The organism is Nocardia sp. NRRL S-836, assembly GCF_001279525.1.
Lineage (GTDB): Bacteria > Actinomycetota > Actinomycetes > Mycobacteriales > Pseudonocardiaceae > Lentzea.
The window spans coordinates 56,719-72,672 of the sequence record NZ_LGDY01000013.1; the positions used below are offsets into that span (position 1 = coordinate 56,719).

The 15,954-nt window shown below is 70.6% G+C and carries 17 protein-coding genes; 6 read left to right on the forward strand and 11 right to left on the reverse strand.

Features of this window, described 5'->3' with window-relative positions:
- Positions 1-14: 14 nt before the first annotated feature.
- Positions 15-395, forward strand: coding sequence for a VOC family protein (locus tag ADL03_RS03600; protein WP_053731918.1), 381 nt, complete (start codon positions 15-17; stop codon positions 393-395).
- Between the two features lie 37 nt (positions 396-432).
- Positions 433-1,515, forward strand: a complete 1,083-nt coding sequence (locus ADL03_RS03605) for an NAD(P)-binding domain-containing protein (RefSeq protein ID WP_053731919.1) — start codon at positions 433-435, stop codon at positions 1,513-1,515.
- 6 nt (positions 1,516-1,521) lie between these two features.
- On the opposite strand, the gene ADL03_RS03610 is transcribed toward ADL03_RS03605, so the two are convergent.
- The 3 genes from ADL03_RS03610 to ADL03_RS03620 form a co-directional block, all read right to left on the reverse strand.
- A complete protein-coding gene (locus ADL03_RS03610; RefSeq protein ID WP_053731920.1) occupies positions 1,522-2,115 on the reverse strand; it encodes a DUF6801 domain-containing protein in 594 nt (197 codons plus the stop codon).
- Positions 2,116-2,250: 135 nt separating this feature from the next.
- Positions 2,251-3,405 carry a helix-turn-helix domain-containing protein gene (locus tag ADL03_RS03615; protein ID WP_063798450.1) on the reverse strand — a complete coding sequence of 385 codons (1,155 nt, stop codon included), beginning with the start codon at positions 3,403-3,405 and terminating at the stop codon, positions 2,251-2,253.
- 72 nt (positions 3,406-3,477) lie between these two features.
- The gene (locus tag ADL03_RS03620; protein WP_053731922.1) at positions 3,478-4,161 is read right to left on the reverse strand and encodes a dienelactone hydrolase family protein; all 684 of its coding nucleotides are present in this window, start codon (positions 4,159-4,161) and stop codon (positions 3,478-3,480) included.
- 97 nt (positions 4,162-4,258) lie between these two features.
- Here ADL03_RS03620 and ADL03_RS03625 point away from each other — a divergent pair, with 97 nt between their 5' ends.
- On the forward strand, positions 4,259-5,032 hold the full coding sequence (locus ADL03_RS03625; protein WP_197288051.1) for an HAD family hydrolase: 774 nt from the start codon (positions 4,259-4,261) through the stop codon (positions 5,030-5,032).
- Here ADL03_RS03625 and ADL03_RS03630 read toward each other — a convergent pair.
- Positions 5,029-5,382 (reverse strand): hypothetical protein, encoded by a 354-nt coding sequence (locus ADL03_RS03630; protein ID WP_197288063.1) that lies wholly within the window; start codon positions 5,380-5,382, stop codon positions 5,029-5,031. The genes ADL03_RS03625 and ADL03_RS03630 overlap by 4 nt on opposite strands.
- 6 nt (positions 5,383-5,388) lie before the next feature.
- Entirely contained in the window at positions 5,389-6,762 is a 1,374-nt protein-coding gene (locus tag ADL03_RS03635) for a S28 family serine protease (RefSeq protein WP_082372856.1), read from the reverse strand.
- 136 nt (positions 6,763-6,898) lie between these two features.
- On the opposite strand from ADL03_RS03635, the gene ADL03_RS03640 reads away from it, so the two are divergent.
- Together ADL03_RS03640 and ADL03_RS03645 are read left to right on the forward strand one after the other, a co-directional pair.
- Positions 6,899-8,077 carry an LGFP repeat-containing protein gene (locus tag ADL03_RS03640; protein WP_082372857.1) on the forward strand — a complete coding sequence of 393 codons (1,179 nt, stop codon included), beginning with the start codon at positions 6,899-6,901 and terminating at the stop codon, positions 8,075-8,077.
- A gap of 5 nt (positions 8,078-8,082) precedes the next feature.
- Positions 8,083-9,219, forward strand: a complete 1,137-nt coding sequence (locus tag ADL03_RS03645; protein WP_157527910.1) for an LGFP repeat-containing protein — start codon at positions 8,083-8,085, stop codon at positions 9,217-9,219.
- Here the strand turns inward: ADL03_RS03645 and ADL03_RS03650 are convergent.
- From ADL03_RS03650 to ADL03_RS03655, 3 genes are all read right to left on the reverse strand, one after another.
- Positions 9,216-10,070 carry an NAD(P)-dependent oxidoreductase gene (locus tag ADL03_RS03650; RefSeq protein ID WP_053731926.1) on the reverse strand — a complete coding sequence of 285 codons (855 nt, stop codon included), beginning with the start codon at positions 10,068-10,070 and terminating at the stop codon, positions 9,216-9,218. The genes ADL03_RS03645 and ADL03_RS03650 overlap by 4 nt on opposite strands.
- Before the next feature lie 232 nt (positions 10,071-10,302).
- Positions 10,303-10,449: a hypothetical protein gene (locus ADL03_RS48075; protein WP_197288052.1), complete on the reverse strand. Its 147-nt coding sequence runs from the start codon at positions 10,447-10,449 to the stop codon at positions 10,303-10,305.
- 148 nt (positions 10,450-10,597) lie between these two features.
- Positions 10,598-11,791, reverse strand: a complete 1,194-nt coding sequence (locus tag ADL03_RS03655; RefSeq protein ID WP_053731927.1) for an ATP-binding protein — start codon at positions 11,789-11,791, stop codon at positions 10,598-10,600.
- 143 nt (positions 11,792-11,934) lie between these two features.
- Between ADL03_RS03655 and ADL03_RS03660 the strand changes: the two genes are divergently transcribed.
- On the forward strand, positions 11,935-12,543 hold the full coding sequence (locus tag ADL03_RS03660) for an SIMPL domain-containing protein (RefSeq protein ID WP_082372858.1): 609 nt from the start codon (positions 11,935-11,937) through the stop codon (positions 12,541-12,543).
- On the opposite strand, the gene ADL03_RS03665 is transcribed toward ADL03_RS03660, so the two are convergent.
- From ADL03_RS03665 to ADL03_RS03675, 3 genes are read right to left on the reverse strand one after another with little or no spacing between them, the layout of a single operon-like run.
- A complete protein-coding gene (locus ADL03_RS03665) occupies positions 12,540-13,445 on the reverse strand; it encodes a hypothetical protein (protein ID WP_157527913.1) in 906 nt (301 codons plus the stop codon). The genes ADL03_RS03660 and ADL03_RS03665 overlap by 4 nt on opposite strands.
- A 14-nt stretch (positions 13,446-13,459) precedes the next feature.
- Positions 13,460-14,920, reverse strand: a complete 1,461-nt coding sequence (locus ADL03_RS03670) for a M48 family metallopeptidase (RefSeq protein WP_053731930.1) — start codon at positions 14,918-14,920, stop codon at positions 13,460-13,462.
- Between the two features lie 60 nt (positions 14,921-14,980).
- Entirely contained in the window at positions 14,981-15,952 is a 972-nt protein-coding gene (locus tag ADL03_RS03675; protein WP_063798452.1) for a serine hydrolase, read from the reverse strand.
- Positions 15,953-15,954 lie beyond the last annotated feature (2 nt).

The window sequence follows — 15,954 nt, forward strand, 5'->3', positions numbered from 1 at the left end:
AGTTCAATGGCGGCGTGGACGCTCTCTACCCGCGCCTGGTCGTGCGCGACTTCGCCGCCTCCGTCGAGTTCTGGACGACCGTGCTGCGCGAGCTCGTCGGAGTCGAGCCGGTCAAGGTGATTCCGCAGGCCGAGTACGCGAACTGGGACATCGGCGGCGAGGCCGCGCTGGCGGTGTTCGGCCGGGCGCGGCTCGTCGAGGTGGTCGGGAGCGAGGACGTTCCCGGGCCGGCGATGCTGGTGTTGCGGGTCGGTGACGTGGACCGGGCGGCGGAGGTGTTCGTGGCGGCCGGGGGCAGGGTCGTGGTCGAGCCGACGGATCGGCCGGACTGGGGTGTGCGGGCCGCGCACCTGCGGGATCCGGAAGGGAACCTCGTGGAGTTGCAGGCGTACTGAACCGCGAACCTGTCGACGTCGACAGGTTCTGAACCGGGTGCTGACCATCGGCGTACTGGTCGCCGGGAGGTGCGCGGTGGTGGAGTACGTGGTGATCGGTGCGGGTCCGGCGGGGCTGCAGATGGGGCACTTCCTGCACGAGGCGGGGCGTGAGTACGTGATCCTCGAAGCGGGGCCGTCGGCCGGGACGTTCTTCCGCGAGTTCCCGCGGCACCGGGTGCTGGCGACGGACGACAACTCGTTGTTCGGGATGCCGTTCGCGCGGTACAGCAAGCGGGCGTTCCCGCCGGCGGACGACCTGGTCCGGTACCTGGAGGACTTCGCGCGGCCGCTCAACGTCCGGTACCGGACGCGGGTCGAGGGCATCCGGGGCAACGAGGTCCGGCACGAGCACGGGACGGTCGTCGCCGAGCGGATCGTGCTGGCCACCGGGCGGGCTGAGCCGCACCTGCCGAGGATCGAGGGGATCGAGCTCGCCGAGACGTACGCGTCGGCGAGCACGGACCCGACGGTGTACGCGGGGCAGCGGGTGCTGATCATCGGGCGGGGGCGCAGCGCGTTCGAGACCGCGGACCTGGTGTCGTCGACCGCGGCGGTCACGCACACGGTGGGGCGGACGTTGCGGCGGATCGCCAGGCACGGCAACGGGTTCAAGGCGACGCTCGACACCGGGGAGCTGTACTACGACCGGGTCATCGCGTGCACGGGGTTCAAGCGGGACACGTCGCTCGACGTGCCGCACGTGCACCTGGCGGCGGGCGACTCGATCAAGGCGATCCGGCACTCGACGAGGGCGCTGCACCGGACGCTGGAGGCCGAGCACCACGGGGTGCCGTGGCCGCACCGCAGGCTGCGCAACCGGCCGGACGCGCTGGCGGCGACGATCGCCACCAGGGCGCGGGAGATTCCCGAAGGGCTGGCGGATGTCGTTGTGCCGCAAGGGCAGCACGCGATCCTCTACGACGAGATGCCCACGCGCGGGCGCAACGGGTTCGTGGTCACGCGCGCGCAGGTCGAGCACTACCGGCACAACGAGCTGATCGCCGTGGAACGCAGGCTGCACCGCAAGCCGCTGGAGAGGTTCTTCTCCACGCAGCTCGCGGTGCCCTGTATCGCCTGAAGAGCCTTACACCACCTGGAACTGGTGCAGCTTGGTGTTCTGGCCGGCCTTCACGGTGCACGGCGAGGTGAACGTGCCGAGGAACGTCGTCGAGCCGTCGGCGTGACGCGGGGTGAGCGTCAGCGAGGCGTTGCCGAGGTTGATCGTCGTGGTGCCGGCCTTGGCCAGCGTCAGCGACGGGAAGACGCCGGTGCCGGTGACGTTGAACGTGCCGGAGGCCGCGACGGGCGTCTTCGGGATGGTCAGCGTCGCCGTGGCCGAGGAGACGGTACCGGCGTTGTTGATGGTGTTCGTGGTGCTGAGGGTGCCTTCGACGGTCGCGGCGCCGAGCCAGTTCAGCACGCCGGTCGCGGACTCGGAGACGGTCGAGACGACCTGGGTCTGGCCCGCCGGGGTCGGCGTGCCGACGGTGGCGGAGTCCGGCATGTTCGTGGCGGTGACCGTGGACGGCTGGTCCTGGGCGCCGATCAGGGTGAACGTGCAGGAGTACGTGATGTTCAGCGTTACGTCGGCGGCCTGGCCGGTGCCCGCTGCCGCAATGCTCATCGTTCCGGCGAACAAAACAACCGCGGCGGCACGTGCGATGATTCCGAGTTTCATGGCAGGGTTCTCCTGAGTGCGGCATCGAACTACAGGGAATGGAGCTACTCACCAGTAAAGTAGCGACGGGGATTGGACAAAGCAAGCATCGCGAAGTTTTTGTCATCCGCGTAATAATCGCCGCGAAGCGATTTGTCAGTCGCGACCCAAAAACGTCTGCGCCCGCAGTGCCAGTTCGAGCGTGAAGCGCTCGTCGGCGTCGTGCAAACGGTCGCCGAACAGTTCCTCCAACTGGTTCACCCGGTACCGCACGGTCTGCGGGTGCACGTCCAGGCGGGCCGCGATCTCCGGTGCGCCGCCACGGGCCGAAAGCCACGCGAACAACGTCTCGGCGAGCTTCGTGCGTTGTCTGGTGGTCAACGGCGCGAGGGGTGCCAACGCGCGCGCGGCCAGCTGACGGGCCAGGAACTCGTCAGCGAGCAACGTCAGCTCCACGAGGTGGTCGGCGCAGTCGAACACCTGCCCGCCCGGCAGCACACCCGCGTGCGACAACGCCAGCACCCGGCGAGCGCAGGCCAGCGACCTGCGCGCCTCCTGCGGCGGCACGGCCAGCCCCACCACGGCCCGCCGGTCGAGCGCGCGGATCATGCGCGGCACCTCGACCGGGTTCGGGACCAGCAGGTACGGCGTCGCGTCCTCCAGGCTGACCAGCACGTCCGGTGGCAGCAGCAGCTCGTCCACGTGCCCGGACGACGGTTCCAACGCCACGGCGCACAGTGTCGCGGGCATCGGCCACGCCGCCACGTCCGCCGCGTCGACCACGGCCTGCCACGGCGCCGGCGGGTCGCCGACCAGCAGTTCCGTCAGCCGCCGGCGTTTGCGTTCCAACGTCCCGGCGGCACTGGCCTGGGCCGCGGCGTACCCGTCGACGGACAGGCTCACCAGCTCGTCGACGTGCGCGATCATCGCCTCGCCGAGCACGCTCATCGCGCGCAGCGACAACGCCCGCCGCTCGGCGAACGCGCACACGTGCCGCCACGCCACCCGCGCGCCGATCCGGTAGGCCGCCTGCAGGCTGTCCAGGCTGCGGCCGGACTTGAACTCCCACGCGCCCAGCTTGCGGTGGATGTCGTGCGGATAGACCACGGCATCGGGCACCGCGATGTGGTCGACGAACTTGTCCAGCGCCTGCTGAATGCCTTCGATGACGTTTTCCCGGAAATGCTGGTACTCCGGAATCGATTTCTCGATCGCCTCGAAGATGCTCTCGGCGAGCGGCGGTATCTCCCGCCGCAGAAGTGGTGCGAGTTCGCGGGGCACCGAACTGCGCGGATCGTCCGGCCGGCTCATTCACCCTCCCACTGCCCGGAGCGTACGGGGCAGGTGAAAGGACGTCGTCAGCCAACCGGACGAAGCCGCGGTTCAGACGATCGCACTACCCACCGGCAGCGTGCGGTCCAGGAACGCCGTCGTGAGGTCCCACGCGCGGTCGGCGGCGGCCTTGTCGTGGAAGTGGCCCAGGTGGTTGTGGAACGCGTGCCCGGCCGGCTGCAGGTGCACCTCGGCGCCCTCGTGCGCGTCGGAGGCGTCGACCACCTTCTGGTAGCCGGGGATGAACTCGTCCTCGGTGCCGAAGTGGAAGATGATCGGGCAGGTGATCTGCTCCAGCTTGCCGATCTGGTCCGGCACGCCCGAGCCGTAGAACGACACGGCGGTGTCCGGGTCCGAGACCGCGGCGGCGTTGAACGCGAGCGTCCCGCCCAGGCAGAAGCCGAACACGCCGACCCCGCCGGTGACCTCGGGCAGTTCGCGCAGGTACTGCACGGACGCGACGACGTCCCGCACGGCCTGCGGGAAGTCCAGTCCCTGCACGACCTCCATGGACCGCTGCACGCCCGCCTCGTCGTGCTCGCCGACCCAGCCGGGCTGGAAGCGGTGGAAGAGCTCGGGAATCGCCACGACGTACCCGCGTGCGGCGAGGTCCGCGGCGACCCCCTGCAGGTAGGAGTCCAGCCCGAAGATCTCCTGGATCAGCACGATGCCGGGGCCGGATCCGCTCTCCGGCAGCCAGACCGGCAGCGGGATGTCGTTCACTCGATGGGTCATGGGTCGATCCTGCCGGAAGGTCAACTGTGCGCTCACGCCTGCCCGTGCGATGGGAAAAGCCGTGCCGCGCACGAGACCGTTGCCCGATAATCGGCCGATGATCAGGCTGATCGCCACCGACCTCGACGGCACCCTGCTGCAGCCGGGCGGTGTGCTCAGCGACCGCACCCGCGCCACCCTCGACGCGGTCGACGCGGACGTCGTCGTAGTTACCGCGCGGCCACCGCGGTTCGTGGCGGACCTGGGGCTGACCGGAACCGCGGTCTGCTCGAACGGGGCGGTGGTCTACGACCTGACGAGCCAGACGGTCACGCACGCGCAGACGGTGCCGCTGGACGTCGTGCGGACGGTGTCGAAAACGCTGGCGGGGGTCATCCCGGACGTCGGCATCGCGGTCGAGACCGGCCTGGAGGTGTTGTGCGAGCCCGCTTTCCGCGGGTTCAGCGCCGGCAACCCGCACCGGACGCTGGAGCTGCTCGACCACGTCTTCGACGAGGCGCACCAGGTCGTGCAGATGCTCGCGTGGGCGCCGGAGCGCGAGTCCGACCACCTGATGGAGATCGCCAGGGAGGCGGTCGGGCAGCACGTGACGGTCACGCACTCGGGCGGGCTCGGGTTGCTGGAGATCAGCCTGCCCGGTGTGTCGAAGGCCGCCACGCTCGAAGCCCTGTGCGGCACCAGGGGAATCGGCAGGGACGAGGTGGTCGCGTTCGGCGACATGCCCAACGACCTGTCGGTGCTCGGCTGGGCGGGCACCGCCTACGCGATGGGCAACGCGCACCCGCTCGTGAAGCAGGCCTGCGCGAACCACGCCCCGCCCAACACCGAGGACGGCGTCGCGCAGGTCCTCGAACAGCTCTTCCGGCTCTAACGGCGCGGCACCGAGGTGGGGCCGGCCACCTCGGCACCGAGCGCCGTCACCCGCCGCCGCAGCTCGCGGTCGGCGGTCACCACCGTCACCGCACGGCCGTCACCCTCGGCCCGCACGACCTCGACGATCGCGTCGTCGCCGGAGCGGTCGGCGGCGACCACGCGCACGCCGGGAACGCTGGAAACGGTGCGCGCCTTGCCTTCCACGACCAGGACGACCTCCTCGTCGCGGCCGCGCAACGCGTCGCGCAGGCGTTCGGCCGCGCCCGCGCGGTCGCGCCACCACCCGTCGGGCACCGATCCCACGACGTTGGCGGCGTCGACCACGAGCAACGGCTTCACGCCCGTCAGCCTGCCTCAGCCCCGGCGAGCCCGCAGCGCGTCCAGCGAGTCGGGGTCGGCACCGGTGTCGGCGACCGACGCCGAGACCGCGGCGGACACCCCGGCCCAGCGCCGCACCGCCGCCGTGGCCGCCGCACGCTCGGTTTCCGGCAGCTTCGCGATGTTCGCGCCGTGGTTGCCCGCGGGGACAACGAACGACAGCGAGTCGCGCGTCCCCGGCCCGATCCGGAACGGTTCCGCGCTCCACGGGTCGTTCTGCCCGTACACGAACAACAATCGGCTGCCCTGGAGGCGCACCCAGCGGTCGACGTCCTTCATCGCGTGCCGGTCGAACCGCGGGAACCCGATCTCGGCGGGCACCATCGTGCGCGGCACCGAGACACCGGGGTAGCGCAACAGGTCCGCCACCGCCGACTCGTCCGCCGCCGGCCAGCCGAGCTGCGTTCCCGCCTGGTAGTAGTACGCCGTGTAGGGCGCGACACCCGCATCGTTGTAGAAGTCCCAGCCGACGGTCTTGTCGATGAACGTCCACAGCTCGTCGACGGTCGCACCGGCACCCGGCACGAGCGCGCACTGCTCCTGGGTCCCGTACTGCCAGAACGTGAACGGCGTGTCCAGCACCAGGACCTCCAGCGCCCGCTGACCGCCGCCGAACTGGCGGAACGTGTACCCGGCGGCCTCCAGCCGGGCGACGAACGCGTCGCGCTGCCGCAGGATCTGCCGCTGCACGCCTTCGAGCCGCCGGTTGCAGGAGGGGTCGTTGCCCACGCCGCGGATGAACTCGCCGTAGGCGTCCCGGTCGTTCACCACGTCGTTCGGCGTGACGTAGGCGATCGTCGCGTCGACGTCACGCGGGAAGAACCGCCGGTGGTAGACCGACGTCATGCCGCCCTTGCTGGCCCCGGTCGACAGCCACCTGGCGCCGTAGATCCGTTTGAACGCCGAGACGATCCGGTGGTGGTCGTTGGCGGCCTGCCAGATGTTCAGGTCGCCCCAGTCGGCCGGCGCCGGGCGTGAGGGCGTGAAGAACCGCTGCTCGACGCTGAGCTGGTTGCCGTCGACCAGCCGGGCCGGTTCGGAGGCACCGACCGTGCCGGGCAGCTGGTAGCCGGTGGTGTGCAGCACCATCGGGCGGGCGGTGTCCTTGTGCAGCAACGAGAACCGCTGCTCGAACCACTGCCCGCGCGGCCTGCGGTGGTCCGCGGGCTGCCGGATGCCGAGCACGAACGTCCTGGCGGTGCCGGACGTCCCTTCGCTGATGATCCGCACACCGGGGAGGGCGGCGATGCGGTCCTTGATGTCGGTGGCGGCGGTCGCGACCGCCGCTGTGGCCGTGACCTGTGCCGATACCAGGCCGAACGCCAGCAGGGAGCGCACGAGTCTGTTCACGCACCGACGCTAGCCAGCGCGGGCCGGGCGGCGGACCGGCCGATCGGCGGGACTGCAGGTCTCTTGCAGCGGACTTGGAGACGCCTTGCAGACGGGCCCTCGAACCTTGCCCCAAGTCTGAAGAGGGAGACCGGGGATGAAGGTTCGGGAGTTTCTCGGAACCAGCGTGGTCGCTGTCGCGCTCGTCATGGGAATGGCGAACGTGGCGGCGGCAGACGACATGAGCGTGATGTTCAACTGCGGGACGTACCCCGCGGGCAAGCAGACAGCCAGGGACGAGGCGCTGGCCAGATCCACGACGTGGCTCCAGGCACGGGTGCCGTACAGCCAGAGCGCCTGTCACAACAACCAGTTCGGTTCGTACCGCACGGACTGCAGCGGCTACCTGTCGATGGTCTGGGGGCTGGGCCACTCCTACACGACCGCGACGCTGCACGAGGTCTCGCACACGATCAACCGCGCGGACCTGCAGCCGGGCGACGCGCTGAACTGGCCGGGGCAGCACACGGCGTTGTTCATCGGCTGGGCGGACGCGGCACGGACGATGCCGCGGGTGCGTGAGCAGGCCGGCCCGAACGGTTCGCCCACGACGGAACGCAACTGGGCGGCCGCGACCGCCGCCAAGTACACGCCGATCCGCTACAACAACATCGTCTCCTACAACGTCTACGGCGACATCGGCGCGAAGTGGCGTGCGATGGGCGCCGAGGGCAGCGTCGTGGGCGCACCGGTCAACAACGAGGCCGACGGCGCTCCCGGTGGCCGCTGGCAGGGCTTCCAGCGCGGCAACATCTACTGGACGCCCGCGCTCAACGCCCACCCCGTGTACGGCGACATCCACACCAGGTTCATGAACACCGGCGACGAGCACCGCTGGGGCTACCCGGTCAACGACGAGTCGGCCGGCGCGAACGGCGGGCGCTGGCAGGGCTTCCAGGTCGCGAACTTCTACTGGACCGCCGCGACCGGCGCGTTCCCCGTCTACGGCGACATCCTGACCAACTTCATGAACGCCGGTGACGAGCACCGGTGGGGCTACCCGCTGATGGAGGAGGCGGCCGGCGCCAACGGTGGCCGCTACCAGAAGTTCCAGAACGGCGTCTGGTACTGGTCGGCGCGCACCAACGCCTACCCCGTCTACGGCGACATCCTGACGAAGTTCGCGGCGACCGGTGACGAGCACACCCACGGCTACCCGAAGGAAGCCGAGAAGGAGTGGACCGGCGAGACGGGCGGGCGCATGCAGGTCTTCGAGAACTCCACCTTCTACTGGACCGCCGCCAAGGGCGCCTGGTCCGTGCAGAACGCCGGGTGACGGGCGTGCGGAAGAGCGTTCTCACGATCGCCGCGCTGTCCCTGCTGCCCCTCGCGGGCGTCGCGCAGGCCGAGCCGGTGCACATCTCCAACGCCGAGATGATCGCCGCCTGCGCGGTGCCGTCCAACCGCGACCTCAACGTCACGCGGATCGTCCACGACGTCGGTCTCCGGCGCGGTGTGTCGGCCAAGGTCATGCTCGCCGGGTTCGAGGCGGGCTGGGTCGAGTCGCACATGAACAACCTCAGCTGCGGCGACCGCGACTCGCTCGGCGTGTTCCAGCAACGGCCCTCGCAGGGCTGGGGAACACCCGAGCAGATCATGAACGTCGACCACGCCGCCGACCGCTTCTTCGCGGAAGCCCAGCGCGTGGAACCGAAGTACCCGAGCCTGAGCGCGGGTCTGCTCGCCGACAAGGTGCAGCGCTCCTGCTGCCCGGCGCGCTACGACCAGGCCGAGGCCAAGGCGCGGCAGATGCTCGACGAGGTCAGGATCTCCGTCTACGGCGACATCGGCGTGAAGTGGCGTGCGATGGGCGCGGAGAACAGCGTCGTGGGTGCGCCGGTCAACAACGAGGCCGACGGCGCTCCCGGTGGCCGCTGGCAGGGTTTCCAGCGCGGCAACATCTACTGGACCCCGGCGTTGAACGCCCACCCGGTCTACGGCGACATCCTGACGAGGTTCATGAACACCGGCGACGAGCACCGCTGGGGCTACCCGGTCAACGACGAGTCGCCGGGTGCCGGAGGTGGCCGCTGGCAGGGGTTCCAGGTCGCGAACTTCTACTGGACGGCGGCGACCGGCGCGTTCCCGGTGTACGGCGACATCCTGACCAGCTTCATGAACGCCGGTGACGAGCACCGCTGGGGTTATCCGCTCATGGAAGAGGCGGCGGGAGCGAACGGCGGCCGCTACCAGAAGTTCCAGAACGGCGTCTGGTACTGGTCGGCGCGCACCAACGCCTACCCGGTGTACGGCGACATCCTCACGAAGTTCGCCGCCACCGGTGACGAGCACACCCACGGCTACCCGAAGGAAGCCGAGAAGGAGTGGACCGGCGAGGCGGGCGGCCGGATGCAGGTCTTCGAGGGCTCGACCTTCTACTGGACCGCCGCCAAGGGTGCCTGGTCCGTTCGGAACTAGCTGTTGAAGCTGGCGTAGTAGGCGGCGGCCATGTCCTCGTCGCCGTGGCCTCGGGTGACCGCGCGGTTCAGGCGGGCACCCGAGGCCTGTGCCACGTCCAGCTGCACACCGGCCCGCACGGCCGCCTCGTTCACCAGCAGCGCGTCCTTCAGCGCGTTCTGCACGCTGAACGCGGGCTGGAAGGACCGTTCGATGATCGCGTTGCCCTTCAGCCGCAGGTATCCGCAGTCGAGCGGGCCACCGGAGACGGCGTCGAGGAACAGCTTCGGGTCGAGCCCGGAGGACTCCGCGAGCGCCACGGCCTCGCCGATCGCGGAGGTCAGCGCGAGGACCCAGCTGTTCGCGACGAGCTTCAGCCGCGACGCCGCACCCGCCTCGCCGACCCACATCGTGCGGGCGCCGATCACGTCGAACACCGGCTGCACCCGTTCGCGCAGCTCCTCGGCACCCGCGGCGAGCACGACGAGCGTGCCGTCCTGGGCGGGTTTGGTGCTGCCGAGCACCGGGGCGTCCACGAACTCCAGCCCGAGCGAACGGGCGAGGGCGACGTGGTCGTCGGTCGCGTCGACACCGACTGTCGAGGCCTGGATCCACACGGCGTCGTGCGGCAGCGCGGAGGAGGCGTCCTGCATGGTCGCGGTGACGGCAGCACCGTCGTTGAGCATCGTCAGCACGATCTCCACGCCCTCGACGGCGGCCGCGGGCGAGTCCGTCACGGTGGCGCCCCGCGCGGCCAGCGGTTCGGCCTTGGAGCGGGTGCGGTTCCAGACCCGGACGTCGTGTCCGGCGGCGGCGAGGTTGACTGCGATGGGGGCACCCATGAGGCCGGTGCCGAGCACGGCGATCTTCATGCCCCCAGCAAACAAGAAACCTCGCGGTGCTGCCAGGTCGGGGGTCCGACAGCACCGCGAGGTCAACCGTGACATCGGCGTACCGATGCGCTCTGTTACACAGCCACCATACTGTGTCCTGGATCACGTTTAACAGAGAAAACCCCCTGACGCGCGGGAGGTGCGTCAGGGGGTTCCCGTTTGGGGAGGCACTCGCGACGGGGCGCCGTGCGAGTGCCGGGTTTCGTGAGTGTCAGCGCAGGGTCGTGACCTGAGCCTGGGCGATGGCCATCAGCTCGTGACGCATGGCCGGGGTGGGGGCCATGTCGATCGCGCGAGCCACGGCCTTCCGGTTGCGCGCCTCGGCACGACGGGCGCGGAGCTTCGCTGCGAAGTTCATCGGGGTCTGCACTTCCCTCTCGGAGGTCTGTTCGGTTGGTAACCCAAGTATGCACCCTCAGAGCCACGAAAGCACGTGTTTATCCGGTGAGGTGGCGCACACGCCGATGAATCGTCGGTCGACAAGGTGAACGGCCGGACAACGCCGGTCAGTCCTCCCTGCCGAGCAGGAACCGCCCGAAGTGGGGAACGGTGAAGGCGATCTGACCCCGTTCCGCGCTGTAGACCAGGCCTTTCTTGATGAGCGAGTCTCGTGCGGGGGACAGCGAGGAGGGCTTGCGGCCCAGGTGGTCGGCCACCTGCGCGGTGTTCACCCCCGCGTCCTTTCCGTCGGTCAACTCGGCCATCGACCGGAGATACTCGCGTTCAGCGGGCGTTGCACGCTCGTATCGGGAGCCGAAGAACCCCACGGCAAGCTCCGCGTCGGCCTCGGGAGCGGCCACGGAGACGTCCAGCGCGGTGATCGGGTCGGCCGGGGCGGCGTCCCAGGCGGCCTTGCCGTAGGCCTGGATGAAGTACGGGTAGCCGCCGCTCGCGTCGAACAACGCGTCCAGCGCCTCGTCGGTGATGCCCGCGTCCTCGCGTTCGACCGGGGCGAGCACGGCCCGGTCGGCGTCCGCGCGGCTCAGCCGGTCGATCCGGACGTACCGGAAGAGCCGTTCCGAGTAGGACTTGCTCGCGCTCAGCACGGCCGGCAGGTGCGGCAGGCCCGCGCCGACGACGACCAGCGGCGCGCCGAGCTGCGACAGCTCGTGGCAGGCCGCGCACAACGCGCTGATGTCGTCCGGCCGCAGGTCCTGCATCTCGTCGATGAGCAGCGCGACGCCCGTGCCGACGTCCTGCGCCAGCTCGGCGACGTCGGTGAACAGCTCGACCAGGTCGATCTCGATGTCACCGGAGTCGGCCCTGCCGCTCGCCGCCGGCACGTCGATCCCCGGCTGCCAGCGGTCACGGAGCTTGGCGCCGTCCGGGGCGGCCCGCAGCGCAAACGCCTTCAGCACGCCCAGGATCGCCTCGACCCGGTCCGGCGCGCGGTGGCGCACCGCGAGGTCGCGGACCGCCCGGTGCAGCGCCGCCGACAACGGTCTGCGCAGGTCGGCGTCGGGCCGTGCCTCGATCTTGCCGGCGCCCCAGCCGCGTTTGACCGCCATCGACCGCAGCTCGCCCAGCAGCACCGTCTTGCCCACGCCGCGCAGCCCGGTCAGCACGAGGCTGCGTTCCGGACGCCCGCGGGCCACGCGTTCGAGGACGACCTCGAACGCCGAGACCTCCTTCTCGCGGCCGGCGAGCTCGGGAGGCCGCTGGCCGGCACCGGGGGCGAACGGGTTGCGCACCGGGTCCATGCCTCGCACCGTATCGGCGTTTCTAGGCCCTCCAGTAGAGACGCGCAGCCGAACTACGACTGAAGCTGTATTCGTTTATCTAGTGATAGATCTATAGAGGCGAATAGTTGCGGATGGGGTGGGGTGGCGGTTGGGTGGGTCACGTGGCTGAAGTCGTGACGAAGGGAACCGGCGAGGTCGAGCGCACCGCCGACCGCGCCCAGGTGGACGTGACGTTCGAGGCGCTCGGCGCTGAGCGGTCCGAGGCGGTGAGCACGCTCAACCAGCGCATCTCCGCCGTGGAACCGCTGCTGGCGGACTTCGAGGTGCGGTCGCGCCAGCTGTCCGTGCACGACAACTGGGACAACAACCAGCGCATCGGCAGCCGGGCCACCCAGCAGTACGTGATCTGGGTGAAGGACCTCGACAAGCTCGACGGCCTGCTCGCCGAGCTGGTCCAGGCCGAGCCGTCGTGGGTCAACGGGCCGTCGTGGACGCTCGTCGACGACACCGAGGCGATCCGCGAGGCGCAGAAGGAGGCCGTGGCCGACGCGTTGCGCCGGGCCGAGGGCTACGCGAACGCGCTGGGGCGGCGGCTCGGGCCGTTGCTGCGGATCGGCGACACCGAGAGCGGCGGCTACTCGCCCAAGATGATGCGCAGCGCGTCGTTCGAGATGGCCGGACCGGCCGGGATGGTCGACCAGCTGAACCTCAAGGCGCAGCAGATCACCGTGACCGCGACCTGCACGGCCGCGTGGGCGTTGCTCGACTAGAGCTTGAGCTTCGCCTTCCGGCAGGCGTTGACGCGGTACTCCAGGAACGTGCCCTTCGGGTCCTCGAAGCGGCTCCACGGTGCGCCGTCCGCCCGGTTGCCGAGGGCACGGAACTGGTCGATCACCTCGGTGAAGCGGTTGTGGTCGTACAGCGCGAGGACCAGGTGGCCGCGGTCGTCGTTCGACAGCTCGTCCTCGGCCAGGAGCCGCTCCACCGCGTCGGTCACCAGGTCAGTGCGCCAGATGACCGGGTCGTCGTCCTCCAGCAGGAACGCCGCCCGCAGGACCAGGGCGGGGCCGGCGTTCGCCGCGAAGTCGAGCATCACGTCGGACGACTGACCGGCCCAGTACTCCAGGGCGTCCTCGTGGGCGGCCCGGTGCCGCGGCGCCCGGCACCTGAGCCCGTGCCAGATCTCGGCGAAGCGCGCCTGGTCGAACGAGAGACCGCAGGCGATCTGAACGAGCGTCCACCACGGCGTCGGGTCCTGCGGGGCGAGCTCGGCGGCGTGCCGCGCCGCGCGTTCTGCCCGGCGCAGCACGCGGTGGAAGCCGTCCACGTGGTCCTGCTCGTCGCTCTCGCCGAGGATCGCCTTCGCCACCAGGACCCACGCCGCCGCGTCGAGCACGGCCAGGTCCTCGTCCGGCTGCTCGTCGCGCCAGCTGATCAGCCACTCGTCGGTGCGCGCGCCTTCACGGGCCAGCGCCAGTGTCACGCGGGCGCGGCGGTCCCAGTCGCCCCTGGTGTCCCTCATCGCGTCCGCGGCCGGCCGCCACCGCCCGCGGGAGGCGGCCGCGATCGCGCGGGCCAGCACCGGGTCCTCCTCGGGGAAGAAGTCGCGGACGTGCGCGTCCGGCACCAGGCCCCAGCGCTCCGGGTCGGCATGTCTGTTCGGGTCGAGCACCACTGGTTCTTCTCCTAGCGGGCCGGGGCGTGGTCGACGTGGAGACCGGCGAGCGCCGCGCGCAGACCGGCCGTCGAGCCCCTGTCGTCGGTGGCCTGTTCGATCTCGGCGGCGAGATCGGGGCCGTGGAACGTCGTGGTGCCGAGCCAGTCGGACTCCCAGTGCGCCTGGTGCTGGTCCGCGAGGGTCAGCTCGACCAGCGCGGTCAGCTCCCCGATCAGCAGGCCGCGGGCGAACTCGCGTCGCACCCGCTGCCCGGACGTGCCGCTGCCGGGCCGGACGTCGGTGCGCAGCAACGAGGTCAGCTCGCCCGCGTCGAACAGGTCGAGCACGGCGCCGAGCGAGCCGCCGCCGACCCGCACCAGCCGCCGCGACCGATCCACCCTGGTCGCGCGGACCGCGGTGTGCGACAACGTCGCCCAGTCGACGCGCCTCTTCACGCCGAGCTCCTCGACCAGCTCACCGACCAGCGTCTTGTCCATCACCGCGCCGTTGTCCGCGAGCAGTGCACCGGCCGGCCGGTCGGGTCCCTTGCCGGGCACGGCCAGCGCGGTGACCGCGGCGATCCGCTCCGGCAGCGGCGGGTGCGAGTCGTACCGGCTGAGCACGCGCTCGGGCGGGTTCTCCCGCACCTCGTCGAGGTGGGCGCGCAGCTCCGGCGAGCCGCGCAGCCCCGCGAACGCCTCGAAGATCGTCGTCGGCAGGAACCCCGCCTCCCAGGCCGGGCGGAAGTGCCGGTCGTGGAACAGGGTCCAGGCGGCGTGGACCACCGGGAGCTCCCGCAGCGAGCTCACCGCGGCCTCGGTCCCGGCGATCCGGGTGGCCGTCGCGTCGGCGGCGAGCTCCTGCTGACGTGACAGGGACGCGGTCACCGCGAAGTAGAGGTTCGCGTAGAGCGCGAACATCCCGGCGACCACGGCGTGGTACCAGGAGCGGTTGTCCAGCTTGGCGAGCACGCGGATCAGCGCGACCCGCCCGGCCACCACCACGCCCGTCAACCTCGTGTCGCGGTTGCTGTAGTGGCCCAGCTCGTGCGCGAGGACGAAGCTCAGCTGCCGCTCGGTCAGGCACGCGAGCAGCGGCGCGCCCACGTACATCCGGCGGGTGGTCGCGATGAGCCCGAGCAGCCTGGTGCGCTGGGACACCGCGGCGTTCGCCTCCGGCACGATGAAGACGCGGTCCGGCGGACGCGTGCCGACCTCGGCGGCGAGGCGGCGGACCAGCGCCCACAGCTCGGGCTCGTCCTGCTCGCCGACCGGTTGACCGCGCACCTCGTCGTCCGAGGTACCCGCGATCGTGAACAGGCTGCTGAGCAGCGCGAACGCCAGCATTCCCTCGACCCCGAGGGACCACAGGAAGGCGATCGGCCGGTCGTTGACGAAGAACAGCACGTCGACCAGGACGATTCCGGCCAGCACCGCCAGCACCAGGACGTACGTCCCGAGCAGCAGCGCCAGCGCGACAACAGCACGCATCACTTCCCCCCACGCACCGCTCCCCAGCGGTGGAAGTGAGAGTGTGCACGATCAACGGTCCTACCGGGCAGCGTGTTTCCAGAAGTCGCGCATCACCGGCACCGGCTCGGGGCTCGTCATGGCGGTGCGGGTGAGCAGAACGGTCACCTTGTCCTGCGACGGGACCACGTGCGCGGCCGTGCCGGAACCGCCGACCCAGCCGTAGCGGCCGGGCACGTTCCACGGGTTGATCTCCGCGATGTCGACGCTGCCGCCGTGGCCCCAGCCCTGCCCCTCCAGGAACAGCCTGGCGGCCTCGCGCTCGTCCGCCGACGTGGTGTCGGTCGCCAGCACCGGCAGCAGGTCGCTCGCGAGCAGGCCGCGGCCGAACGCCAGCAGGTCGTTCGCGGTGGAGTTCAGCCCGCCCGCGCCGGAGGGGAAGACCGGGCTGGCGAAGCTCGTGGCGGTCATGCCGAACGGGCCGCAGACGCGGTCGGCGAGGAAGTCCGGCAACGACCCCGTGACGCGGTCGAGGAGCACGCCGAGCACGTCGTAACCGGTGTTGTAGAGCCATCCCGCACCCGGCTGGTGCAGCAGCGGGACCTCGGCGAGCTGCGGCAGCCACTCGTCCGGCGTGGGCAGCTCCGACGCACCGTGCAGGTGCGCTTTCGCGAACAGCAGCTGCGTGGCGGGCAACGAGAAGTCGGCCGTGAAGCCCCAGCCCGACCGCGACGACTGCAGGTGCCGCACGGTGATCGGCGTGGTCGCGGGCACCACGTCGTCGACCGGGCCCCGCGGCGTGCGGGCGACCTTCGGCTCGGCCAGTTCCGGCAGCCACTGAGCGATCGGGTCGTCCAGCGCGATCCGGCCGTCGCGCACCAGCAGCTGCGCGGCGTAGGCCACGACCGGCTTGGTGACCGAGGCGACCGCGAAGACCGAGTCGCGGGTCTCGCCGCCGAGCGCCGCGAACTCGACGTCGTCGCCGCGGGCCACGAGCGCCGCGGCGTTCGGCGTGGTCTCGCGGTGGGTCTCCAGCACGTTCTGCAGAGTCATGG

Coding starts and splice junctions, on each gene's coding strand:
- ADL03_RS03610 (WP_053731920.1), bottom strand. CDS start 2,115: ATGAAACTCGGAATCATCGCACGTGCCGCCGCGGTTGTTTTGTTCGCC.
- ADL03_RS03615 (WP_063798450.1), bottom strand. CDS start 3,405: ATGAGCCGGCCGGACGATCCGCGCAGTTCGGTGCCCCGCGAACTCGCA.
- ADL03_RS03620 (WP_053731922.1), bottom strand. CDS start 4,161: ATGACCCATCGAGTGAACGACATCCCGCTGCCGGTCTGGCTGCCGGAG.
- ADL03_RS03625 (WP_197288051.1), top strand. CDS start 4,259: ATGATCAGGCTGATCGCCACCGACCTCGACGGCACCCTGCTGCAGCCG.
- ADL03_RS03640 (WP_082372857.1), top strand. CDS start 6,899: ATGAAGGTTCGGGAGTTTCTCGGAACCAGCGTGGTCGCTGTCGCGCTC.
- ADL03_RS03650 (WP_053731926.1), bottom strand. CDS start 10,070: ATGAAGATCGCCGTGCTCGGCACCGGCCTCATGGGTGCCCCCATCGCA.
- ADL03_RS48075 (WP_197288052.1), bottom strand. CDS start 10,449: ATGAACTTCGCAGCGAAGCTCCGCGCCCGTCGTGCCGAGGCGCGCAAC.
- ADL03_RS03655 (WP_053731927.1), bottom strand. CDS start 11,791: ATGGACCCGGTGCGCAACCCGTTCGCCCCCGGTGCCGGCCAGCGGCCT.
- ADL03_RS03670 (WP_053731930.1), bottom strand. CDS start 14,920: ATGCGTGCTGTTGTCGCGCTGGCGCTGCTGCTCGGGACGTACGTCCTG.
- ADL03_RS03675 (WP_063798452.1), bottom strand. CDS start 15,952: ATGACTCTGCAGAACGTGCTGGAGACCCACCGCGAGACCACGCCGAAC.